The sequence below is a fragment of the Microbacterium sp. NPDC059771 genome (genome assembly GCF_042732495.1).
Taxonomy (GTDB): domain Bacteria; phylum Actinomycetota; class Actinomycetes; order Actinomycetales; family Microbacteriaceae; genus Microbacterium; species Microbacterium sufflavum.
On sequence record NZ_JBHWHK010000001.1, the window covers coordinates 242,131 to 260,557 of the forward strand.

Sequence of the window (18,427 nt, forward strand, 5' to 3'; positions counted from 1 at the left end):
TCAGGAGAACCATCATGCGTACTTACGCGAAGCGAGCCCTGTGGGGCGCGCTCCTCGCCGGCGGGATCACCCTGCTCGGCGCGACGGCCGCCAATGCGGCCGAGACATCCGGAGACGACGGACTGCTCTCCGGCACCCAGGCGGTGGCACCCATCACGGCGCCGATCACGGTCGTGGACAACGCGATCTCCGTGCTCGGCGATGCGGTGGCTCCCGCACCGGCTCCGGCTCCGGCCCCCGCGCCCGCTCCGGCACCGGCCCCCGCTCCGGCCCCCGCGCCCGCTCCGGCGCCCGCTCCGGCTCCCGCACCCGCTGCGGAGCCCGCTCCGGCTCCCGCACCCGCTGCGGAGACGGACGGCGGCTCGGGCACCGCGTCGGGAACCCAGGCGGTCGTGACCGTGAACCTGCCCGTCACCGTGTCGGGCAACGCGATCAGCCTCACCGACGACTCCACGACCAGCACCCCGGCCGCCGCTCCACCCCAGAGCGCGGCTCCCCAGGCCCCTGACGCGGCCGGGGTGCTTTCCCTCGACACCGACGGCATGGACGGTGTGCTCTCGGGCACGCAGGCCCTGCTCGCGGTGAACGCTCCGGTGACCGTGTCGGGCAACTCGCTGTCGCTCCTGGGCGACGCCGAGTCGGCCTCGACCGACGCGGAGGCCGCAGCACCGGCTCCCGCGACCGGCGTCGATGCGGGCACCAGCGGTGAGGACGGCACGGCCAGCGGCACGCAGGTCGTCGCCCCGGTGACGGCTCCCGTGACCGTGACCGGCAACGCCATCTCGCTGCTCGGCGACAGCGCCAGCACCGGCGGCACCGGCACCGGCACGGCTCCCACCACACCCGCGAACGGGGGCAGCCCCGCCACCTCGGGTGAGGACGGCGTCGTCGGCGGCTCGCAGGTCGTCGCACCCATCACCGCCCCCATCGGCGTGACCGGCAATGCCATCTCCGTGCTCGACGACGCCACCGTCACCGGCGGCACCACCGGTACCGGCACGACGGCCCCGACCGCACCCGCGAACGGCGGCGCCCCCGCCACCTCGGGTGAGGACGGCACCGCCAGCGGCACCCAGGTCGTCGCCCCGGTGACGGCCCCCGTGACCGTGACCGGCAACGCTATCTCGCTCCTGGGAGACAGCGCCACGAGCGGCACCACCGGCACCCGCGGCACCCCGTCCGCACCCGCCACCGGCGGCATGCCCGCCACTTCGGGTGAGGACGGCACCGCCAGCGGCACCCAGGTCACCGCACCCGTCACGGCCCCCATCGGCGTGACGGGCAACGCGATCTCCGTGCTCGACGACGCCACCGTCACCGGCGGCACCACCGGCACCGGAACCACCCCGGCCGCACCCGCGGCCGGCGGCACCACCACCGGTGAGGACGGCATCCTCGGCGGCACCCAGGTGACCGCGCCCGTCACCGCCCCCATCGGCGTGACGGGCAACGCGATCTCCGTGCTCGACGACGCCACCGTCACCGGCGGCACCACCGGCACCGGCACGGCCCCGACCGCTCCGGCGGCCGGCGGCGGGATCACCACCGGTGAGGACGGCATCCTCGGCGGCACCCAGCTGGGTCTGCCGGTGACGCTTCCGATCACGATCGGCGGCAACGCCATCTCGGTCGTGGGCGAGAGCACCGTGACCGGCCCGGGCACCACGCCCGGAACCGACCCCGGAACCGACCCCGGTACTGACCCGGGCACGGACCCCGGTACGGACCCGGGAACCGACCCCGGAACCGACCCGGGCACGGACCCCGGCACCACCCCCGGAACGAACCCCGGCACCACTCCGGGCGCGTCCGGCATGGCCTGGGCGTCGGGCACAGCCGTCTCCGGCGAGGCCACCGGTCTCGCCATGACCGGCGGTGCACCGTCGCCCGCGCTGTGGGCGATCGCCGCCCTCCTGCTTCTGGGAGGTGCGGGCCTGCTGCGCCGTCGCACGGCGTAGGCGCTGAGCCCCGGCGGCGCCGGTGTCCTCGGGGGAGGAGACACGGCTCCGCCGGTGCGCGGCAGCGTCCGCTCGTGCGGTGCGTCCCCCGCACCTCCTCTGCCGAGCGCGACGGCCGCGCGACAAGCGGATGCCCCGTGGCGAACCGCCACGGGGCATCCGTTCACGCCTGCGCTCAGCTCGTCAGCGCGGGTATCGGCTGACTCGCGTGGGGCTGGTCGCCCAGCTCGGCCTGCAGCTCCCACAGCCGCACCTTGAGCTGCTCGCGCACGTCGGCGTACGCGGGGTCGTGGTACACGTTCACCAGCTCGTCCGGGTCGGCCTCCAGGTCGTACAACTCCCACTCCGGCGCGAACCGGAACGGCGACGACCCGGGCAGACCCATCCCGTCGCTGTAGAAGTAGATGAGCTTGTGGGCCTCCGTGCGGATGCCGTAGTGCGCGAGCACGTGGTGGTTCTCGTCGTCGTTCTCGTAATAGCGGTAGTAGAACGCGTCGCGCGTCGGCTCGTCGGATCCGGTCAGCTGCGGAAGGAAGCTCTTCCCCTGCATCCGCTCGTGCGCATCGACCCCGGCGGCATCCAGGAAGGTCTGCGCGAAATCGACGTTCGTCACGATCTGCTCCATCGGGGCCGCGGGCGCGATCCGCTCCGGCCACGACACGAGCAGCGGCATCCGGATCGACTCCTCGTACATGAAGCGCTTGTCGAACCACCCGTGGTCGCCGAGGAAGAAGCCCTGGTCGGAGCTGTACGTGAGGAGGGTCGAATCCCGCACGCCGTGCGCGCCGAGCCAGTCGATCACCCGCCCGACGTTGTCGTCAACCGAGGCCACGCAGCGCAGGTAGTCCTCCATGTACCGCTGGTACTTCCACAGCGCGAGCTCGTCGGGCGTCAGGTCCTGCGGCGGCTCCACCTTGAGGTCGTCGAGCGTCAGGTGCTCCGCGATGCGCATCGTGGCATGCTTCGCCGCGCTCGCCCGGCCCGCGTAGTCGTCCGTGAACGTGGACGGCACGGGGATCGGGTCGCTGTACAGGTGGGCGTGCGCCTCGTCGGGCTCCCACGCGCGGTGCGGCGCCTTGTGATGGATCAGCAGGCACCACGGCTCATCGCCCTCCAGCGACTCGAGCCACTGCAGCGACAGGTCGGTGATGATGTCGGTCGCGTAACCCTTCTCGATGTGCACGCCGTCGGCGGTGAGGATCTGCGGATCGAAGTACTCGCCCTGATCGCGCAGCACCGCCCAGTAGTCGAAGCCCTGCGGATCATGGCCGGGCCCCTCCCCCATGTGCCACTTGCCGACGATGGCCGTGCGGTAGCCCGCCTCCTTGAGCTGCGACACGAACGTCGGCTGGCTCGCGTCGATGGGGGTCACCAGGGTCGAGACGCCGTTGACGTGGCTGTACGTGCCGGTCAGGATGCTGGCGCGGCTCGGGGTGCACAGCGAGTTCGTGCAGTAGCAGTGATCGACGCGACGACCGGACTGCGCGATCTCGTCGATGCGCGGGGTCGTGTTCACCACCGACCCGTAGGCGCCGATCGCATGCGTGGCGTGGTCGTCGGTGAGGATCATGAGGATGTTCGGTCGCCGGGCGGTCATCGTGCTTCTCTCTCTGCGGGGCGGTGGTACGCGTCGGTGACGATCTCGGCGCGAGGGGCCGTGAGCCCGGAGAGGTCGATGGGCTCCCAGCGACCGGTCGTCATGGAGCGATAGGCCGCGTCGATCACCGCGTTGTCGATGACGCCGTCGGCCAGGGTCTGCCGCGGCGCGACACCCGCGCGGAAACTCTCGATGAAGTGCGCGAACTGGCCGTGGTAACCGTACGTGCGCGGCTCGTCGAGCACGGGCCGCAGCCAGCCGCGGGTCGAGCCGGCCTTCTCCCCCACGTAACCGAGCTCCTGTCCCGCGAACGCCGCGAGGGCACCGGGGCCGGTCTCGTCCACGCCGAGCCAGCCGTCCGAGCCGTGGATCTCGCGCCGGTTGTCCAGCCCGGGGCGATGCGTCCAGCCGGCCTCGACCTGGGCGACACGACCGTCGTCGAACCGCACGAGCAGGACCGCGTTGTCCTCGGAGTCCACGTCGTCGCGGTCGAGCCGGTCCCCCCACGCGAAGGCCTCCACGGGGGTCGCGCCCTCCAGGAACCAGCGCCCGACAGCAACACCGTGGCAGCCGAGACCGCGCAGCGGCCCTCCGCCCATGCGCGCGATCTCCCTGGCGTGCTTGTGCGGGCTGCCGTGGGCCTCGCGGGCGCGCACGGTGAGCACCCGACCGATACCGCCCGCGTCGACCATCGCCTTGGCGTGCATGACCGCGGGCGAGAAGACCGCGGTCTCCGCATAGCCGTGCCACACGCCCGCGGCGGTCACGGCGGCGAGACACGCCGCGGCCTCCGAGCCGCTGCGCCCGAGCGGCTTGGTGCAGATCACGGCCTTGCCCGCGGCGGCCGCCGCCGTCACCGCGTCGAGGTGCGCGTCCTGCGGCACGGCCACGACCACGATGTCGACATCGGCCAGGGCGGCCAGCTCCTCAACGCTGGCGACCACGTCGCGCACGCCGAACCGGTCGGCGAGCTCTCTGCCCCGTTCGGGCGAGCGCGCGACGAGGGCGACGACCTCGTGGTCGCGCACCTCCGCCAGGGCCCGGAGGTAGAACTCGGCGACGAAACCGGAGCCGACGATGCCCAGCCCGACGGGACCCGTCACGAGCGGTCCTTCATGGCGGCGGCGAACAGCTCGGTGTTGACGAACGACGCCGGATCGGTCATGTCCTCCATGCGACCGGACTGGACGAACACCCGCATGATCGACTCGTACTGCTCGAACGTGGTGCCGTCCTCGTTGTTCGCGAGGATCTCGTCGGACGGCGTCCACCCGGAGATGCTCGCCTGCTGCGTCAGCTGGTCGACCGGGGCACCGGACGCGGCGGAGGCCCACTCGACGACCTGCTCCGTGTCGTCGATGCGGTAGTCGTTCACCTCGGCGTACACCTCGAGGAAGCGCTGCAGGGCGTCGGCCTTGCCGTCGACGGCCTCGTTCGACGCGACCCACGACCCGAGGAACGACGTCTCCGGGAAAGAGGCGTTGTCGGCCACCGTCACGGTGTCCGGCACGCTGTCGAGGATCTGCGCGCTCAGCGGCGAGAAGATCGCGGCGATGTCGATCTGCCCGCCGACGTAGGCGCTGACGACGCTCGGCGGGTCGAGCACCACGCGCTCGACGTCGTCGAACGTGAGCCCGGCCTCCAGGAGCGTGAGCGCGAGGATCATCTCCCCCGACCCGCCCTCGGGCACGCCGACGCGCTGCCCCTTGAGGTCTTTCGGATCCTCGACGCCGCTGCCCGGGCGGGCGAGCACCACGTCGCCGAGCGAGGTCTCGCTGGGCACGATCACGGTCGCCTGTCCGGTCGCCGGAAGCCAGGTCGCCCCGGCGCCGATGTACCCGACGTCGATCTGGCCGGCCTGCATCGCCTGGATCTGGGTGGGGCCGTTCGTGAACGGCGTCAGCGTCACGTCCAGGCCGTACTTCTCCCACAGACCCAGCTCGTTCGCGGCGGCGATCACGCCGACGCCGTTGATGCTCGTGTCGATGTAGCCGACGTTCAGGGAGACCGGCTCACGGGCCTCGCCTCCGGCGTCGGACGAGGGGGCCGGTTCGGCCGAGCCCGTGCAGGCGGACAGGGCGATCGTGAGTGCGGTGACGGCCGCGGCGGCGACGGCCGCGCGACGGGTCCGGGTGGGGAAGCGCATCATCGGGTTCCTTACGTGATCGGGTGGGAGTGCGGTGGGTCGTGCGGGTGCGGATCCGCCGGGTCAGGCGGTGGTGGGTTCCGGCTGGTGGTGCACGCCGCGCCAGACGCGGGCGCGGAGGGCGGCGAACTCGGGAGACAGGCGCATCTCCTCGGTGCGCGGGTAGGCGAGCGGCACGTCGATCACCTCGGTGATCCGTCCGGGCCGCGGGCTCATCACGATCACGCGGTTGGCGAGGAACACGGCCTCGTCCACGTCGTGGGTGATGAACACGGCGGTGCGCCGCTCCTGCTGCCACGTCTCGAGCAGGTTCTCCTGCATGCTTACCCGGGTCAGCGCGTCGAGCGCGCCGAACGGCTCGTCCATCAGCAGGATCGACGGCTGCGCGGCATAGGCGCGGGCGATCGCGCAGCGCTGCTTCATGCCGCCCGAGAGCTCCTTCGGCAGCGCGCCGGCGAAGTCGCCCAGGCCCACGAGGTCGAGGTAGTGCTGGGCCACCTGCTCGCGCTCGGCCTTCTTCATGCCGCGGATCCGCAGGCCGAACTCGACGTTCTGCCGGGCCGTGAGCCACGGGAAGAGCGCATACTGCTGGAAGATCACGCCCCGGTCGGGCCCGGGCCCTGTGACGGGTCGGCCGCCCACGAGCACCTCCCCCTCGGTGGGGTCGAGGAGCCCCGCCATCAGGTTCAGCAGGGTGCTCTTGCCACAGCCGCTCGGCCCGACGAGGGTGATGAACTCCCCGTCTGCCACGTCGAGGTCGACGTCGTCGAGGCTGCGGACCGTGCCGCGGCTGGTCTCGTAGTGCTTCGAGACCCCGCGGATCGAGATCATCGCGGTCATTTCCGGACCTCCTGCCAGGCGGTGAGCTTGTTCTCGGCGAAGAGCAGGGCACGGTCCATCGCGAACCCGAGCGCGCCGATGAGGATGATGCCCACGACGATGCGCGGGGTGTCGAGGAACTGCGAGGCGGCCTGCATCATGCGGCCGAGACCGAAGGCCGCCGCGATGAGCTCCGAGGCGACGACCGTGGCCCAGGCCGCGCCGAGGGCGACGCGGGTGCCGACGAAGATGAACGGCAGCGAGGCCGGGACGACCACGCGGAGGAAGATCGTGCCGTCGCTCGCGCCGAGCACGCGAGCCGCGTTGACGAGGGTGGTGTCGACGTTGCGCACGCCCTGGAAGGTGGCGAGCACGCACGAGAGGAACGACGCGAGGAAGATGACGAAGATCTTCGCCGGCTCCCCGATGCCGAGGAACACGATCACGAGCGGGATGAGCGCGAGCGGTGGCACGGTGCGGAAGAACTGCACCCACGGCTCGAGCAGCCCGCGGCCCCAGCGATACCAGCCCATGATGAAGCCGGCGGGGACGGCGACGATCACGCCGAGGAGGAAGCCGATGACGACGCGCTGCACGCTCGCCACGGTGTTCAGCAGCAGGCTGCCGTCGAGCAGTCCCTCCCAGAAGCTCTGCACCACGGCGATCGGCGTGGGGGCGAGCGGGTTGTCGCTGACGACCGCGATGATCCACCACACCGCGATGCCGAGCACCAGGGTGGAGAGGTAGAGCAGCGTCAGCGGTTTCTCGGTGCGGACGGTCGTGCGGCGCGCTCTCGTGGCGCGCGGCACCGAGAGCGTCGTGGTCGCCGTCTCGGGTGTGGCGTCGATCATGGCTCTTTCCCTTCGTTGCGTGGGAGCCCGTTGGTGTCAGCCGACCGGGGCGGTCGGAAGGAGGGGAGGCCCGAACACGAAGGTGTCCAGGGCGATGGTGGCGGCGCCGATCATGCCCGCGTCGGCACCGAAGCGCGGCGGCTCGACGCGGATGCCGTCGCGCAGCACGGGCATGACCTGCTCCGCGAGGGCCGCCCTGACGGGTTCGATCACGACCGGGGCCAGGTCGAACAGCAGTCCGCCCAGCACGATCTGCTGCGGGTTGAGGAGGTTGACCATGCTCAGCAGCGCGGTGCTGAGGTGCCGGACGAGGTCGTCGCGCACCTCCAGCGCCCGCGGGTCGGCGGCCTCGACGGCGGCGACGAAGTCCTCCGTCCAGGTGCGGTCGTCGGAAGCGCGGTCGTCGTCGAGCAGCCCGGCGTCGATCATGCGCCGCCGGAGCACGCCATCGCTGACCACGGTCTCCAGGCAGCCGCGGCCGCCGCAGGTGCAGGTGGGGCCGTCCTGCTCGACGCGCAGGTGACCGATCTCGACCGCGCCGTGCGTGCCGCCGCGGTACTCGGCGCCGCCCAGGATCAGGCCGGCGCCGACACCGGTGCGCACGTAGACGAAGGCGAGGCTCTCGAGCCCCTGGCCGGTGCCGTAGCGGGACTCGCCGGCGGCCATGGCGCGCACGTTGTGGTCGAGCACGACGTCGAGCCCGAGGGTGCGTTCGAAGTGCTCGGCGATCGGCACGTCGGTCCAGCCGAGCGTGGGGGCGGAGATGTTCACGCGGCGGCTCGCGTCGACGATGCCGGCCACGCCGACGCCGAGGCCGAGCACCTGCTCCAGCGAGATGCCCGCCGTGTCCATCACCCGCTGCAGGAGCTCGTCCGCGAGGTCGAGCACACCCTCGGGCGCGGTGGGGACCGGGAAGCGGATCTGCTCGGACGCCACGACGCGCGAGGTGAGCTCGACCACTCCTGCCTGGAGGAACCCGGCGCCGATCTGCAGTGCGAGCACGTGGTGGGTGCCGGTGAGGGCGACGTCGGTGCTCGGGCGGCCGACCCTGGCCTCCCGGGTGGCGGGGATCTCCTCCGCCACGAGGCCTGCGTCGACCAGTTCCACGACCACGTTCATCACGGCGGCGGCGCTCAGGCCCGAGGCGCGGGACAGATCGCGACGCGACAGCGGGCCGTGCGAGCGCAGCAGCTGCAGCAGCACGCGACGGTGGTGCGCGCGGATCGCCGCGGCGTCGAGCCGGACCTCGGATAGTTTTTTTTGCACGTAGCTAAATAAACAGCACGTGCGGAAATCCTGTCAAGAGCGGATCTTCTCCGCCCGCCTCAGAGGATGTCGTCGACCTCGCCGTGCGGGATGATCGCCGCCCGGTAGCGCTCCACGAGCTCGCGCCAGCCGAAGCCCTCCGTGTACTCGTGCTCGTACACCGCCTCCGTGAAGTGCCACAGCAGGTACGGATGCGCCCCGAGCCCGTACAGCGCCCCGTAGTCGCGCGCGATGAAGGCCGCCCGCTCCTGCGGCGTCAGCTCCCGGTCGTCGGCGACCGCATCCGGCCCGGCGCCGCCCGCCAGCCACCGGTCGACGAAGCCCTCGGTATCGGCGACGTACGCGTTCACGTTGGCCGTGCTCATCTCGACCGCCCGCATGAACTTGCCGACCATGTACCTGCTCACGATGCAGACCTCCACAGGAAGAACGGGCTCGAGGCGAAACGCGACGTGGTGGCCTCCGCCAGCTCGGCCGGGCGGCCCTGCATCGCGGCGAGGGCCGCGACGATGTTCACGTACTGGTACGTAACGTTGCCCGCCACCATGATGCGGTCGAACCGGCAGCCGGCGATCGCGGCGTCGAGGTCGCCGTCGCGCATCCACCCGACCGCCTCGGCGTCGAACGCGGGGTCGGGCGAGCCGTTGAACGTGCGCGGCCCTCCGACGTCGGTGGCCATGTGGCCCGAGGTGAGCAGCGCCACCCTGGCCCCGCCGTCCCACGACTCGACCGCGGCGCGCAGGTGATGTCCGAGGGCGGCGAACCGCGCGGCCGAGGGCAGCGGCGGCAGGATGGCATTCGCGTGGATGGGCACGATCGGCAGGTCGAGCTCGGGCCGCACGTACTGCAGCGGGAGGACGAAGCTGTGGTCGAGCCGCCACTCGTGCGACACCGAGAAGTCGATCGCCTCGGGCAACACCTCGCGTCCGGCGATCTGCGCCGCGAGCTCGGGATGCCCGGTGAGCTCGGCGTACTCCATGCCGAACGTGCGCACCTCGTTCTCGTACGTGCCGTGGTACGTCGCGGCTTTGCCGACGATGAACGCGGGCGAGTTGTCGGCGAAGAACTGCCGCACGTGGTCGGTGCCGAGCACGATCAGCGCCTCGACCTCGGCCTCGGCGATCGCCTCGCGGATGCGCCGGAAGTTCGCCTCCACCGCGACCAGGTCGGGCGGATACGGCTCCCGCATCGCGCGCCACAGCAGCGGGTTGTGCGGGGTCGCCGCCGCCAGCACCAGTTCAGCCACGGTCGGCTCCCTTCTCCGCGGTCACAGCCGGAACAGCTTCCGCGCGTTGTCGATCAGGATCTTGCGGCGCGACTCCTCCTTGAAGCCGAGCTCGTCGAACTCCGCCATCCACCGGTCCGCGGTCATCACGGGCCAGTCCGAGCCGAACAGCACCCGGTCGGAGATGAGCGAGTCCGCGTAGCGCACCACCTCGGGTGGCAGGTACTTCGGAGCCCAGCCGGAGAGGTCGAGGTACACGTTCGACTTGTGCCACACCATCGCCAGGTTCTCCAGGTGCCACGGCCACGCCGGGTGCGCGCTGATGATGTTCAGCTCGGGGAACTCGGCCGCGACGTCGTCGATGTAGGGCACGGGGCGGGCGTTCTCCAGCCGGTACCCTCCGCCGCCCGGGGTGCCGGCGCCCGCACCGGGGAACCCGGAGTGGAACATGACCACCAGCCCGAGCGCGGCGCAGGTCTCCCAGATCGGCCAGAACCGACGGTCGTTCGCCAGGAACCTCTGCCGCGACGGGTTCAGCTCGCCCACGCCCTTGATGCCGTACTCGTCGTGCATGCGGCGGATCTCGGCGATCGCCGCCTCGCCCTTCCACGGGTCGATGCCCGCGAAGGCCAGGAACACATCGGGGTGGTCTCGCTGCGCCCGGCCCAGCAGGTCGTTGGGCGCGCCCTTGATCCCGCTGGTCGTCTCCGAGTCGGAGTTGACGATCACGGCCATCATCCTGCGGTCGCGGTACTGGTCGGCCTGCTCGGCGAACGACACGACCGGCCGCTCCCGCCCGAAGTGCGCGGCCATCTGCGTGTGCCGCGCACCCATCGCCGCGATGAACTCCTCGGTCTGCGGGTGGGTGTGCACGTCGATCGCCACCAGGTCGTCGATGCCGGGCATCAGGCCGCTCCTTCGTTCAGGGTTCCGGCCGCGATGCGCAGGCCGGTCAGCTCCTCGGTGTCGGCCCCGAGCGCGGGCGCATAGACCAGCTCGGGCCGGCCGCTGCGGTGGAACCGGGTGCTCGGCACCGGCACGCGCACCGCGCCGCCCGGTCCCGCGATCTCCTCGACCAGGCCCATGCTCGCGATCTGCGGGTCGTCGAACAGGTCGCCCATCGTGTTGAGCGGGCCGTGCGGGATGTCGTGCGCGGCCAGGCGCTCCAGCCACTCGGCGCGCGGACGGGTGGCGGCGATCTCCTTGAGCACCGCGTCGAGCTCGTCGTAGTTCCGCACGCGCCCCTCCCTGGTCGCGAACCGGGGGTCGTCGGCGAGGTCGGGCCGCTCCAGCACGTCGAGCAGCCCGGTCCAGAACTTCTCCGGCACCGACATGTGGATCACGAACGCCTTGCCGTCGGAGCCGCGGCACGCGTACGCCTGGGCGCGACGCGGACGCGAGTCCGGCGACGACACCTGCCCTGTCTCCAGGAACGCGGAGGCGGACTCGGTGAGGAAGTCGAGCAGCGCACCCACCATCGACACCTCGACGTGCTCGCCCTCCCCGCTCACGTCGCGGGCGTGGAGGGCCGCGAGCACCGCCTGCACCGCCGACATCCCCGACAGCAGATCGGAGAACGCCGGGCCGAGCGGGCGGATCGTGTCGGCGGGGACGACCTGGCTGTACATGCCGCCGGTCGCGGAGATCACCGTGTCGTAGGCGGGACGCTTCGCCGAGGGTCCCGTGGGGCCGAAGCCGGTGATGGAACAGGTGATGACGCGCGGGTTGTGCGCGTGCAGGGCCTCTGGACCGAAGCCGAGCCGCTCGGCGACGCCCGGTCGGAAGTTGTCGAGCACGATGTCGGCGTCGGCGACCAGGGCGAACAGCGCCGCCAGCCCCTGCGGACTCTTCAGGTCGAGCACCACCCCGCGCTTGCCCCGGTTGTACGCGGCGAACTGCGGGCTCATGGTCGCTCGACCCTCCCACCGCCGCATCGGGTCGCCCTCCGGCGACTCGACCTTGATCACCTCGGCACCGAGGTCGGCCAGGAGCTTCGCCGCGAAAGGGCCGGAGATGTACTGGCCCAGCTCGACCACCCGGATCCCGGCGAGCGCCCCGGCGCCCGGCAGTGCAGTACTCGTCACGTCTGGTCTCCTCTTCGATACCCGTGGTCAGCGCACATCCACGATCACCTTCCCGTCGCCGGCGCGGGGGAAGTCGCGGTAGGCCGTGGCGATGTCGTCGAGCGCGTACCGGGCGCCCGCGAGCGGCGGCAGCACTCCGGCGGCGGCGAGGGCGAGGGCCTCCGCCACGTCGTCGTACCGGGCGCTCGCGGCACCCGCGAGGCGCTTGCGGCGCAGGTAGAAGTCGCGCGCATCGATCCGCAGGTCGGGGTCGACCGAGGCCGAGCAGAACACGGCCCGTCCACCCCAGCCGAGCGCAGCGACCCCGGCGCTCAGCGTGTGGCCGTGGCCGGAGACGTCGAGCACCACGTCGAAGCCGTCCTCCGCGGCGAGGGCGGCCGTGAGGGCGGCGGGATCGGGCGCGTGCAGGAGCCGCTCGTCGCCGACCGGCGTCAGGGGCCGGCGGGAGGCGGCGACCACGCGGGCTCCCCGGGCGAGCGCGATCGCGACGGCTGCGCGACCGAGCGTTCCGCCCGCACCGGTGACGAGGATCCGCTCGTCGGCGGCGAGCGCGGCGATCCGCAGGGCGTTGAGCACGATGGGGGCGCTGTGCACCACGGCCGTGGCGTCGGCAGCGGTCAGGCCGTGGCGGTCGATCGCGTTGCGTGCGGGCACCGCGACGAACTCGGCGGCGCCGCCGTCGCGGTGCACGCCGACGACGGTCTGCGATGGGCAGTCGGCCTCGTCTCCGGCGTGGCAGCGCGGGCACGTGCCGCAGGCGATGTTGGGCTTGACGACCACGGCCTGGCCGAGGCGCGCGGGGTCGACGCCGGAGCCGACGGCGACGATCTCCCCCGCCGGGTCGATGCCGAGGATGCGCGGGAGCCGGGCGTGCGCTCCGGGGCCGACGCCGGCTATGACGTTGAGGTCGAGCTGGTTGATGCCCACGGTCTCGACGCGGATCAGCACTTCGCCCGGAGCGGCCGACGGCACCGCCGACTCCGTGACGGTCAGGCCGTCCAGGTCGTGGCTGCTCAGCACGGCGGCACGCATGGTCACCTCTTCATCGCGGGACTGTTTCGGATACTGTATCCAATTTTCATCGTGGTCGTCCAGACCCCGTTGTCAGCACGATATCGGCCGAAGCATGGACAGCCGATACCAAATTGGATACCGTATCCCAAAATCCGCGTGAGACGCCCCCCTCACGAAGGGGCGCACGCACTGCCCGAATGGAGAGTCATGCGCACGACAAGAACCAGGCTCGGCCTCGCCGTGGCCGGAGGCGCAGCAGCACTGACGCTGCTCGCCGGCTGCACCTCGCCGACACCCGCACCCGACGGCCCGGTCGACCTCGGCGACGGGGAACCCGGCGCCGCCGAAGACACCAGCATCACGGTGGCCATCCCCTTCCCCGACGTCACGATGTACTCGATGTTCGTCCTCGGCACCGACCTCGGCTACTACGAGGAGGAGGGCCTCACCGTCGAGGTCATCACCGCCGACAACGTCACCGCCGCGGTCGCGAGCGGCAGCGCCGACATCGGCGTGGAGTCCACCGGCACCGTGATCGACGCCATCCGCGGCGGCGTGGAGATCGACCTGGTGTCGGGTCACTACTGCCGCCAGAACTTCGACTTCGCGGCCCAGTCCGACGTGGAGAGCGTCGAAGACCTCGACGGCACCTCGATCGTCCTCGCCGGAACCCCCGGCGACCCGGCCGAGTTCCAGCGGGCACAGGTGCTCGCGGAAGAGGGCTGGGACCTCGAGAGCGTCAACGCGGAGGTCGTCTACCCCGGACCCGGCTCCGAATCGTGGACCGAGTTCTTCGTGAACGACCGCATCTCGCTGCAGCCCTTCTACGCCGACGACCGTGCGGCGCTCGAGGAGCACGGCGCGAACATCGTCGTGGAGTCGCTGCGCAACTGGGCCAACGACGTGCAGATCGCCGGCACGGCCTGGGTGAAGGAGAACCCGAACTCGCTCGTGCGGTTCCTGCGCGCCACGCTCAAGGCCACCGACTTCATGACCGCGCCGGCACCGGGCGAGTTCCCGGAGAACGCGGAGGAGGCGCTGGACATCTACGAGGCCAACGACTTCGACGTGCAGGAGCTCCGCGACTCCGACAGCGTCTGGATCCTCGACGGCCACCTCGCCTGCCCGAACCTGTACTTCGACGCGGACGCCTGGGACACCACGATCGAGACGCAGAAGCTCGAGCCGCTGGAGTTCGACGACGCGCAGCTCGCGCACCTGTTCAAGGCGCAGGAGCTGCTCGGGCTCGACAACGAGGGACCGGCGACGCTCCCCTACCCCTGAGCCGCACGCCCCCGGACGAGGCCCCACCGTTGCGCATGGCGGTGGGGCCTCGTCGCGTCCGCGGGTCAGTAGCGATCGCGGGCCTGGAGGATCACGATCTGCTCGTCGCTCACGTAGTACACGAGGCGGTGGGTCTGGTCGATGCGGCGGGACCAGGCGCCGGAGAGCACGTGCCTCAGGGGCTCCGGCTTGCCGATGCCCTCGAACGGGTCACGGAGGACATCGGCGATCAACTGATTGATCCGTCGCAGCGTCTTCCGGTCCTGGCCCTGCCAGTCGGTGTAGTCCTCCCACCCGTGCGGGTCGAAGGCGAGCCGCCTGCTCACTCGTCGATCAGGTGGTGCTGCTCGGACTCACCTCGGCGGGCGCGCTCGAGTGCCGAGAGGAGCCGCTCCGCGCCGACGGGGTTGCGGAGCAGGTAGGCCGTCTCCGTGAGCGCGTCGTAGTCGTCCTTCGACATGAGCACGGCGTTGCCGCGGCGGGACACGACCTCGACCGGAGCATGGTCGTCGTTCACCTGCTGGATGAGACCGAAGAGACTCTTCCGCGCCTCGGTCGCGGAGATCGCCGTCATCTCGTCACCTCCTGAGTGGTACAGAAAAGCGTACCACTCGGCGGAGCGAGAAGGCGGACCCGACCCCCGTCGCGCATGAGACGGGGGCCGGGAGTCGGGGGCGGCGTCAGCCGACGATCTTCCGCTCGTCGTACCAGGGCGCCAGCCTGCGGCGCAGCACCGAGATGAGGAACAGCGTCAGGTTCGCGATGATCACCATCACCACGACCATCGCGATCGCCTCGTCCATGCGGAACTGATACGCCGCGAACTCCAGCAGGTGACCGAGGCCCCCGGTCCCGCCGAGGAACTCGCCGAGCACCTCGCCCGTGAAGCCGAGGGCCGCACCGCGCTGGATGCCGGACAGGCTGTAGGGCAGCGTCGCCGGGAAGATGACCTTCCACCCCAGCCCGATGCCCTTCGCGCCGTATACGCGCGCCGCGTTCACGAGCGACGGGTTCACGGTGACCGCGCCCTCCATCGTGTTCAGCAGGATCGGGAACACCGCGAGCAGGATCACGAGGGCGATCTTCGACTCGCTGCCGAGCCCGAGGCCCAGGATGAACAGCGGAGCGAGCGCGACCTTGGGCGTGGAGTACAGCACCCACAGGAACGGGGCCACCATGAAGCGCAGCACCGGTGACCAGCCGACCGCGAGCCCCACGACCACACCCACGACGATCGCGATGGCCAGGCCGATGAGCAGGTTCGTGACGCTGAAGCCGAAGGCGCCCCAGAACTCCGGGTCGACCATGAGCCGCCCGAAGGCCACGGCGATCGCGCTGGGGGCGGGCAGGAACGCCTCGGGCACCCACTGGAACCAGGTGACCGCCGCCTCCCACACGAGCAGCACGGCGGCCACGACCGCGATCAGCAGCAGCGTCCACCTGCCCTCGCCCGCACGCACCACGCGCCGGGGCCGCACGATCCGCACGGTGCCGGTTGCCGAGACGACGCTCATCGCCTGCCCTTCCTCGTCCACGGCGCGACCCCGCGCTCGATCGCGGTGACCACCTGGGTCATGCCCACGCTCCACACCACGACGATCGCGATCGCCGCGAACGCCTGATCCGTCTGATACGTGTTGGAGGCGCGGATGATGAGCGCGCCCATGCCGCTCGACGACCCGGCGAGCTCGGCCACGACCATGCCGATCGTGGCGAGCACGACCGCCTGGCGGAGACCGGCGAACAGGAACGGGATCGTCGACGGCAGGTACACCGAGCGGTACAGCCGCAGGCGGCCCGCGCCGTACACGCGCGCGGCGCGGATGATCGACGGGTTCGTGGTGCGCATGCCCGCGGCGACGTTCAGCAGGATCGGGAAGATCGCGCTAATCGTGACGAGGAAGATCACCGGTCCGATGCCGAAGCCGAACCAGGCCTTCGCGAGCGGCTGGTATGCGATCGACGGGGTGGCGTAGATGGTCCAGGCGATCGGACCGACCACGCGGTCGACCGGGAGGGACGAGCCCATCAGCAGGCCGACCGGGATGCCCACGACCACGGCGAGCGCGAAGCCGGTCAGCCACGCCTGCGCCGAGATCCCGGCGTTCGCGGCGAGCGACCCGTTCGCGATGATCTCCCCGAAGCCCTGCGCGATCGACAGCGGGGGCGGCAGGAAGACCGGGTTGATCCAGCCGAGGACTCCGACCACGAGCTGCCACAGCAGCAGGAGCACGACGACCTCGACCGCTATGACCGCGGCCTTGCCGCGCGTGCTCAGCCCCGCGAGCCAGGCGGCGACCCCGCCGCGTCCGAGGTTCGGTCCCGTGGCGAGCAGCGCGCTCATTTCGACACCGCTGCCGCCGTGGCCTCGCCCTCCAGCGCCTCCCAGAGGTGGTCGCGGAGTTCGAGGAAGCGGGGATCGTGCTGCACCGACCGCTCGGAGCGCGGCCGCTCGATCCCGGTGGTGATGATCTCCTTAATCGCGCCGGGGTGGCTCTTGAACACCACGATGCGGTCGCCCAGGAGGATCGCCTCCTCGATCGAGTGCGTGATGAACAGGACGGTCTTGCCGGTCTTCTCGATCAGCTTCTCGATCTCGTCGCGCATCACCTCGCGGGTGAGGGCGTCGACGGCGCCCAGCGGCTCGTCCATCAGCAGGATGCGCGGCTCGGCGACGAACGCCCGGGCGAGACCCACCCGCTGCTGCATGCCGCCGGACAGCTCCCGCGGGTACGACGACTCGAAGCCCTTGAGGCCCACCATGTCGATGGCCTCCTGCACGCGCTCGCGCCAGTCGGCCGTGCGCAGGCCCTTCTGCATCTCGAGCCCGAACTTCACGTTGTCGAACACCGTGCGCCAGGGCAGCAGCGCGTAGTCCTGGAAGACGACGGCCCGGTCGGGTCCCGGGCCGTCGACCTCCGTGCCATCCACCAGGACGGACCCGGTGCTCGGCGCGACGAGGCCGGCGATGACGTTCATGAACGTCGTCTTGCCGCACCCCGACGGGCCGAGCACCGTGATGAACTCGCCCTCGAACACGTCGAGATCGACGTTCTCGATCGCGATCAGCTTCTTCCCCGTGCGCGCCACGTCGTAGCTCACGGAGAGTCCGGTGACCGAGATCAACGGGTCCGTGGCGGAGGGTGCGGTGTCTTTCACGTCAGTCATCGTCGACCTCTCGTCTTGTCGCCGCGCTCGGGTGCGCGGCTTATCGCAGCTTAGGAAGCACCTCGGTGCCGAGAAGCTCGATCTGCTCGAAGAACCGATCGAACTTGAACCGGAAGTCGAACACCAGGTGCTCGGTGCCGATCTCCTCGAACCGGCGGATCTGATCGACCGCCTCGTCGGGGCTGCCGACGATGAGCTGACCCTCCAGGTCTTCCACGGTCTCGAAGCTGCCGGACGGCGGCTTCACCGCGAACTTCGCCTTGTTCGCCCACGCCAGCAGGCCGGGGATGTTCACGTGCTTGAGCGCCTCCTCGCGGGTGTCCTCGATGGAGGTGGGAGGGATCACGGCGATGGTCGGCATCGGCCGGCCGTTCTCGTCGGTCATCTCGCGCATGGTCTGGATGCGCTTCTCCATCGTGGCGAGGCCGGTGCGACCGGGCATCCAGCCGTCGGCGAACTCCGCCGCGAGGCGGGCCGAGCGCGGGGTCGCGCCGCAGTACCAGAACGGGATGCGACCGCCGACGGGCTTGGGCTCGATGGTGACGTTCTCGAACGAGAAGATGCCGTCGTCGTAGGTGACGTCGTTCTCGGTGAACACGCGGCGCAGGATCTCGGCGTTCGAGCGCACCATCTCCACGCGGTCCAGGTCGCCCCAGCCGATCGCCTCGAACTCGTGGTCGAACGTGCCGGCGCCGAAGCCGAGGATCAGGCGCGGGCCGAGCAGCTGGGTCATGGTGCCGGCCATCAGCGCGGTCACGAGCGGGTGCCGGAACGGGATGAGCGACCCGGTGCCGAGCTCGATCTTCTCGGTCACCGCGCCGATGGCGGTGAGCGTGGTGAGCGCGTCGTAGAACGTGCGGTTGGGCTTCTCCATCTCGCCGTGCGGCTCGAACACGAGGTGGTCGCGCACCCACACGGAGTCGAATCCGAAGCTCTCGGCGAGCTTCGACCCCTCCAGGAGCTTCTCCTTGCTCGCCTCCTCGCCGAAGTGCGGCAGCAGCAGTCCGAATTTCAT

19 protein-coding genes are annotated in these 18,427 nt (G+C 70.9%); 2 read left to right on the forward strand and 17 right to left on the reverse strand.

All coding sequences use genetic code 11. The features are described from left to right. Positions 1–14: 14 nt before the first annotated feature. Positions 15–1,958 (forward strand): chaplin family protein, encoded by a 1,944-nt coding sequence (locus tag ACFV3I_RS01185; protein WP_378822189.1) that lies wholly within the window; start codon positions 15–17, stop codon positions 1,956–1,958. Positions 1,959–2,133: 175 nt separating this feature from the next. On the opposite strand, the gene ACFV3I_RS01190 is transcribed toward ACFV3I_RS01185, so the two are convergent. The 11 genes from ACFV3I_RS01190 to ACFV3I_RS01240 are packed head-to-tail and all read right to left on the reverse strand — an operon-like array spanning position 2,134 to position 12,978. Beyond that, positions 2,134–3,555: a sulfatase gene (locus ACFV3I_RS01190; RefSeq protein ID WP_378822190.1), complete on the reverse strand. Its 1,422-nt coding sequence runs from the start codon at positions 3,553–3,555 to the stop codon at positions 2,134–2,136. Beyond that, positions 3,552–4,658 (reverse strand): Gfo/Idh/MocA family protein, encoded by a 1,107-nt coding sequence (locus tag ACFV3I_RS01195; RefSeq protein WP_378822191.1) that lies wholly within the window; start codon positions 4,656–4,658, stop codon positions 3,552–3,554. The genes ACFV3I_RS01190 and ACFV3I_RS01195 overlap by 4 nt, the downstream gene beginning before the upstream one ends. Next, positions 4,655–5,704 (reverse strand): ABC transporter substrate-binding protein, encoded by a 1,050-nt coding sequence (locus ACFV3I_RS01200; RefSeq protein ID WP_136035161.1) that lies wholly within the window; start codon positions 5,702–5,704, stop codon positions 4,655–4,657. The genes ACFV3I_RS01195 and ACFV3I_RS01200 overlap by 4 nt, the downstream gene beginning before the upstream one ends. Positions 5,705–5,764: 60 nt before the next feature. Beyond that, positions 5,765–6,541: an ABC transporter ATP-binding protein gene (locus tag ACFV3I_RS01205; protein WP_136035162.1), complete on the reverse strand. Its 777-nt coding sequence runs from the start codon at positions 6,539–6,541 to the stop codon at positions 5,765–5,767. Beyond that, positions 6,538–7,371, reverse strand: a complete 834-nt coding sequence (locus ACFV3I_RS01210) for an ABC transporter permease (protein ID WP_136035163.1) — start codon at positions 7,369–7,371, stop codon at positions 6,538–6,540. The genes ACFV3I_RS01205 and ACFV3I_RS01210 overlap by 4 nt, the downstream gene beginning before the upstream one ends. Before the next feature lie 36 nt (positions 7,372–7,407). Continuing rightward, entirely contained in the window at positions 7,408–8,637 is a 1,230-nt protein-coding gene (locus ACFV3I_RS01215) for an ROK family protein (protein ID WP_378822192.1), read from the reverse strand. 59 nt (positions 8,638–8,696) lie between these two features. Continuing rightward, the gene (locus ACFV3I_RS01220) at positions 8,697–9,044 is read right to left on the reverse strand and encodes a hypothetical protein (RefSeq protein WP_378822193.1); all 348 of its coding nucleotides are present in this window, start codon (positions 9,042–9,044) and stop codon (positions 8,697–8,699) included. Beyond that, positions 9,041–9,883 carry a hypothetical protein gene (locus ACFV3I_RS01225; RefSeq protein ID WP_378822194.1) on the reverse strand — a complete coding sequence of 281 codons (843 nt, stop codon included), beginning with the start codon at positions 9,881–9,883 and terminating at the stop codon, positions 9,041–9,043. The genes ACFV3I_RS01220 and ACFV3I_RS01225 overlap by 4 nt, the downstream gene beginning before the upstream one ends. A 21-nt stretch (positions 9,884–9,904) precedes the next feature. Further along, positions 9,905–10,768 carry an amidohydrolase family protein gene (locus tag ACFV3I_RS01230; RefSeq protein ID WP_378822195.1) on the reverse strand — a complete coding sequence of 288 codons (864 nt, stop codon included), beginning with the start codon at positions 10,766–10,768 and terminating at the stop codon, positions 9,905–9,907. After that, positions 10,768–11,946 (reverse strand): CaiB/BaiF CoA-transferase family protein, encoded by a 1,179-nt coding sequence (locus ACFV3I_RS01235; RefSeq protein WP_136035168.1) that lies wholly within the window; start codon positions 11,944–11,946, stop codon positions 10,768–10,770. The genes ACFV3I_RS01230 and ACFV3I_RS01235 overlap by 1 nt, the downstream gene beginning before the upstream one ends. A gap of 27 nt (positions 11,947–11,973) precedes the next feature. After that, positions 11,974–12,978 carry an alcohol dehydrogenase catalytic domain-containing protein gene (locus tag ACFV3I_RS01240; protein ID WP_378823192.1) on the reverse strand — a complete coding sequence of 335 codons (1,005 nt, stop codon included), beginning with the start codon at positions 12,976–12,978 and terminating at the stop codon, positions 11,974–11,976. Between the two features lie 189 nt (positions 12,979–13,167). Between ACFV3I_RS01240 and ACFV3I_RS01245 the strand changes: the two genes are divergently transcribed. Then, positions 13,168–14,244 (forward strand): ABC transporter substrate-binding protein, encoded by a 1,077-nt coding sequence (locus tag ACFV3I_RS01245; RefSeq protein WP_378822196.1) that lies wholly within the window; start codon positions 13,168–13,170, stop codon positions 14,242–14,244. A gap of 65 nt (positions 14,245–14,309) precedes the next feature. On the opposite strand, the gene ACFV3I_RS01250 is transcribed toward ACFV3I_RS01245, so the two are convergent. The 6 genes from ACFV3I_RS01250 to ACFV3I_RS01275 form a co-directional block, all read right to left on the reverse strand. After that, positions 14,310–14,570 carry a Txe/YoeB family addiction module toxin gene (locus ACFV3I_RS01250; RefSeq protein WP_378822197.1) on the reverse strand — a complete coding sequence of 87 codons (261 nt, stop codon included), beginning with the start codon at positions 14,568–14,570 and terminating at the stop codon, positions 14,310–14,312. Further along, positions 14,567–14,818 (reverse strand): type II toxin-antitoxin system Phd/YefM family antitoxin, encoded by a 252-nt coding sequence (locus ACFV3I_RS01255; RefSeq protein WP_378822198.1) that lies wholly within the window; start codon positions 14,816–14,818, stop codon positions 14,567–14,569. Before ACFV3I_RS01255 ends, ACFV3I_RS01250 begins: the two co-directional genes overlap by 4 nt. Positions 14,819–14,924: 106 nt before the next feature. Next, positions 14,925–15,758, reverse strand: a complete 834-nt coding sequence (locus ACFV3I_RS01260; protein WP_136044371.1) for an ABC transporter permease — start codon at positions 15,756–15,758, stop codon at positions 14,925–14,927. Further along, entirely contained in the window at positions 15,755–16,588 is an 834-nt protein-coding gene (locus ACFV3I_RS01265) for an ABC transporter permease (protein ID WP_136044370.1), read from the reverse strand. Before ACFV3I_RS01265 ends, ACFV3I_RS01260 begins: the two co-directional genes overlap by 4 nt. Continuing rightward, positions 16,585–17,412 (reverse strand): ABC transporter ATP-binding protein, encoded by an 828-nt coding sequence (locus tag ACFV3I_RS01270; RefSeq protein ID WP_136035175.1) that lies wholly within the window; start codon positions 17,410–17,412, stop codon positions 16,585–16,587. The genes ACFV3I_RS01265 and ACFV3I_RS01270 overlap by 4 nt, the downstream gene beginning before the upstream one ends. A gap of 40 nt (positions 17,413–17,452) precedes the next feature. Continuing rightward, complete coding sequence (locus ACFV3I_RS01275) at positions 17,453–18,427, reverse strand: LLM class flavin-dependent oxidoreductase (protein ID WP_136035176.1); 975 nt, start codon at positions 18,425–18,427, stop codon at positions 17,453–17,455.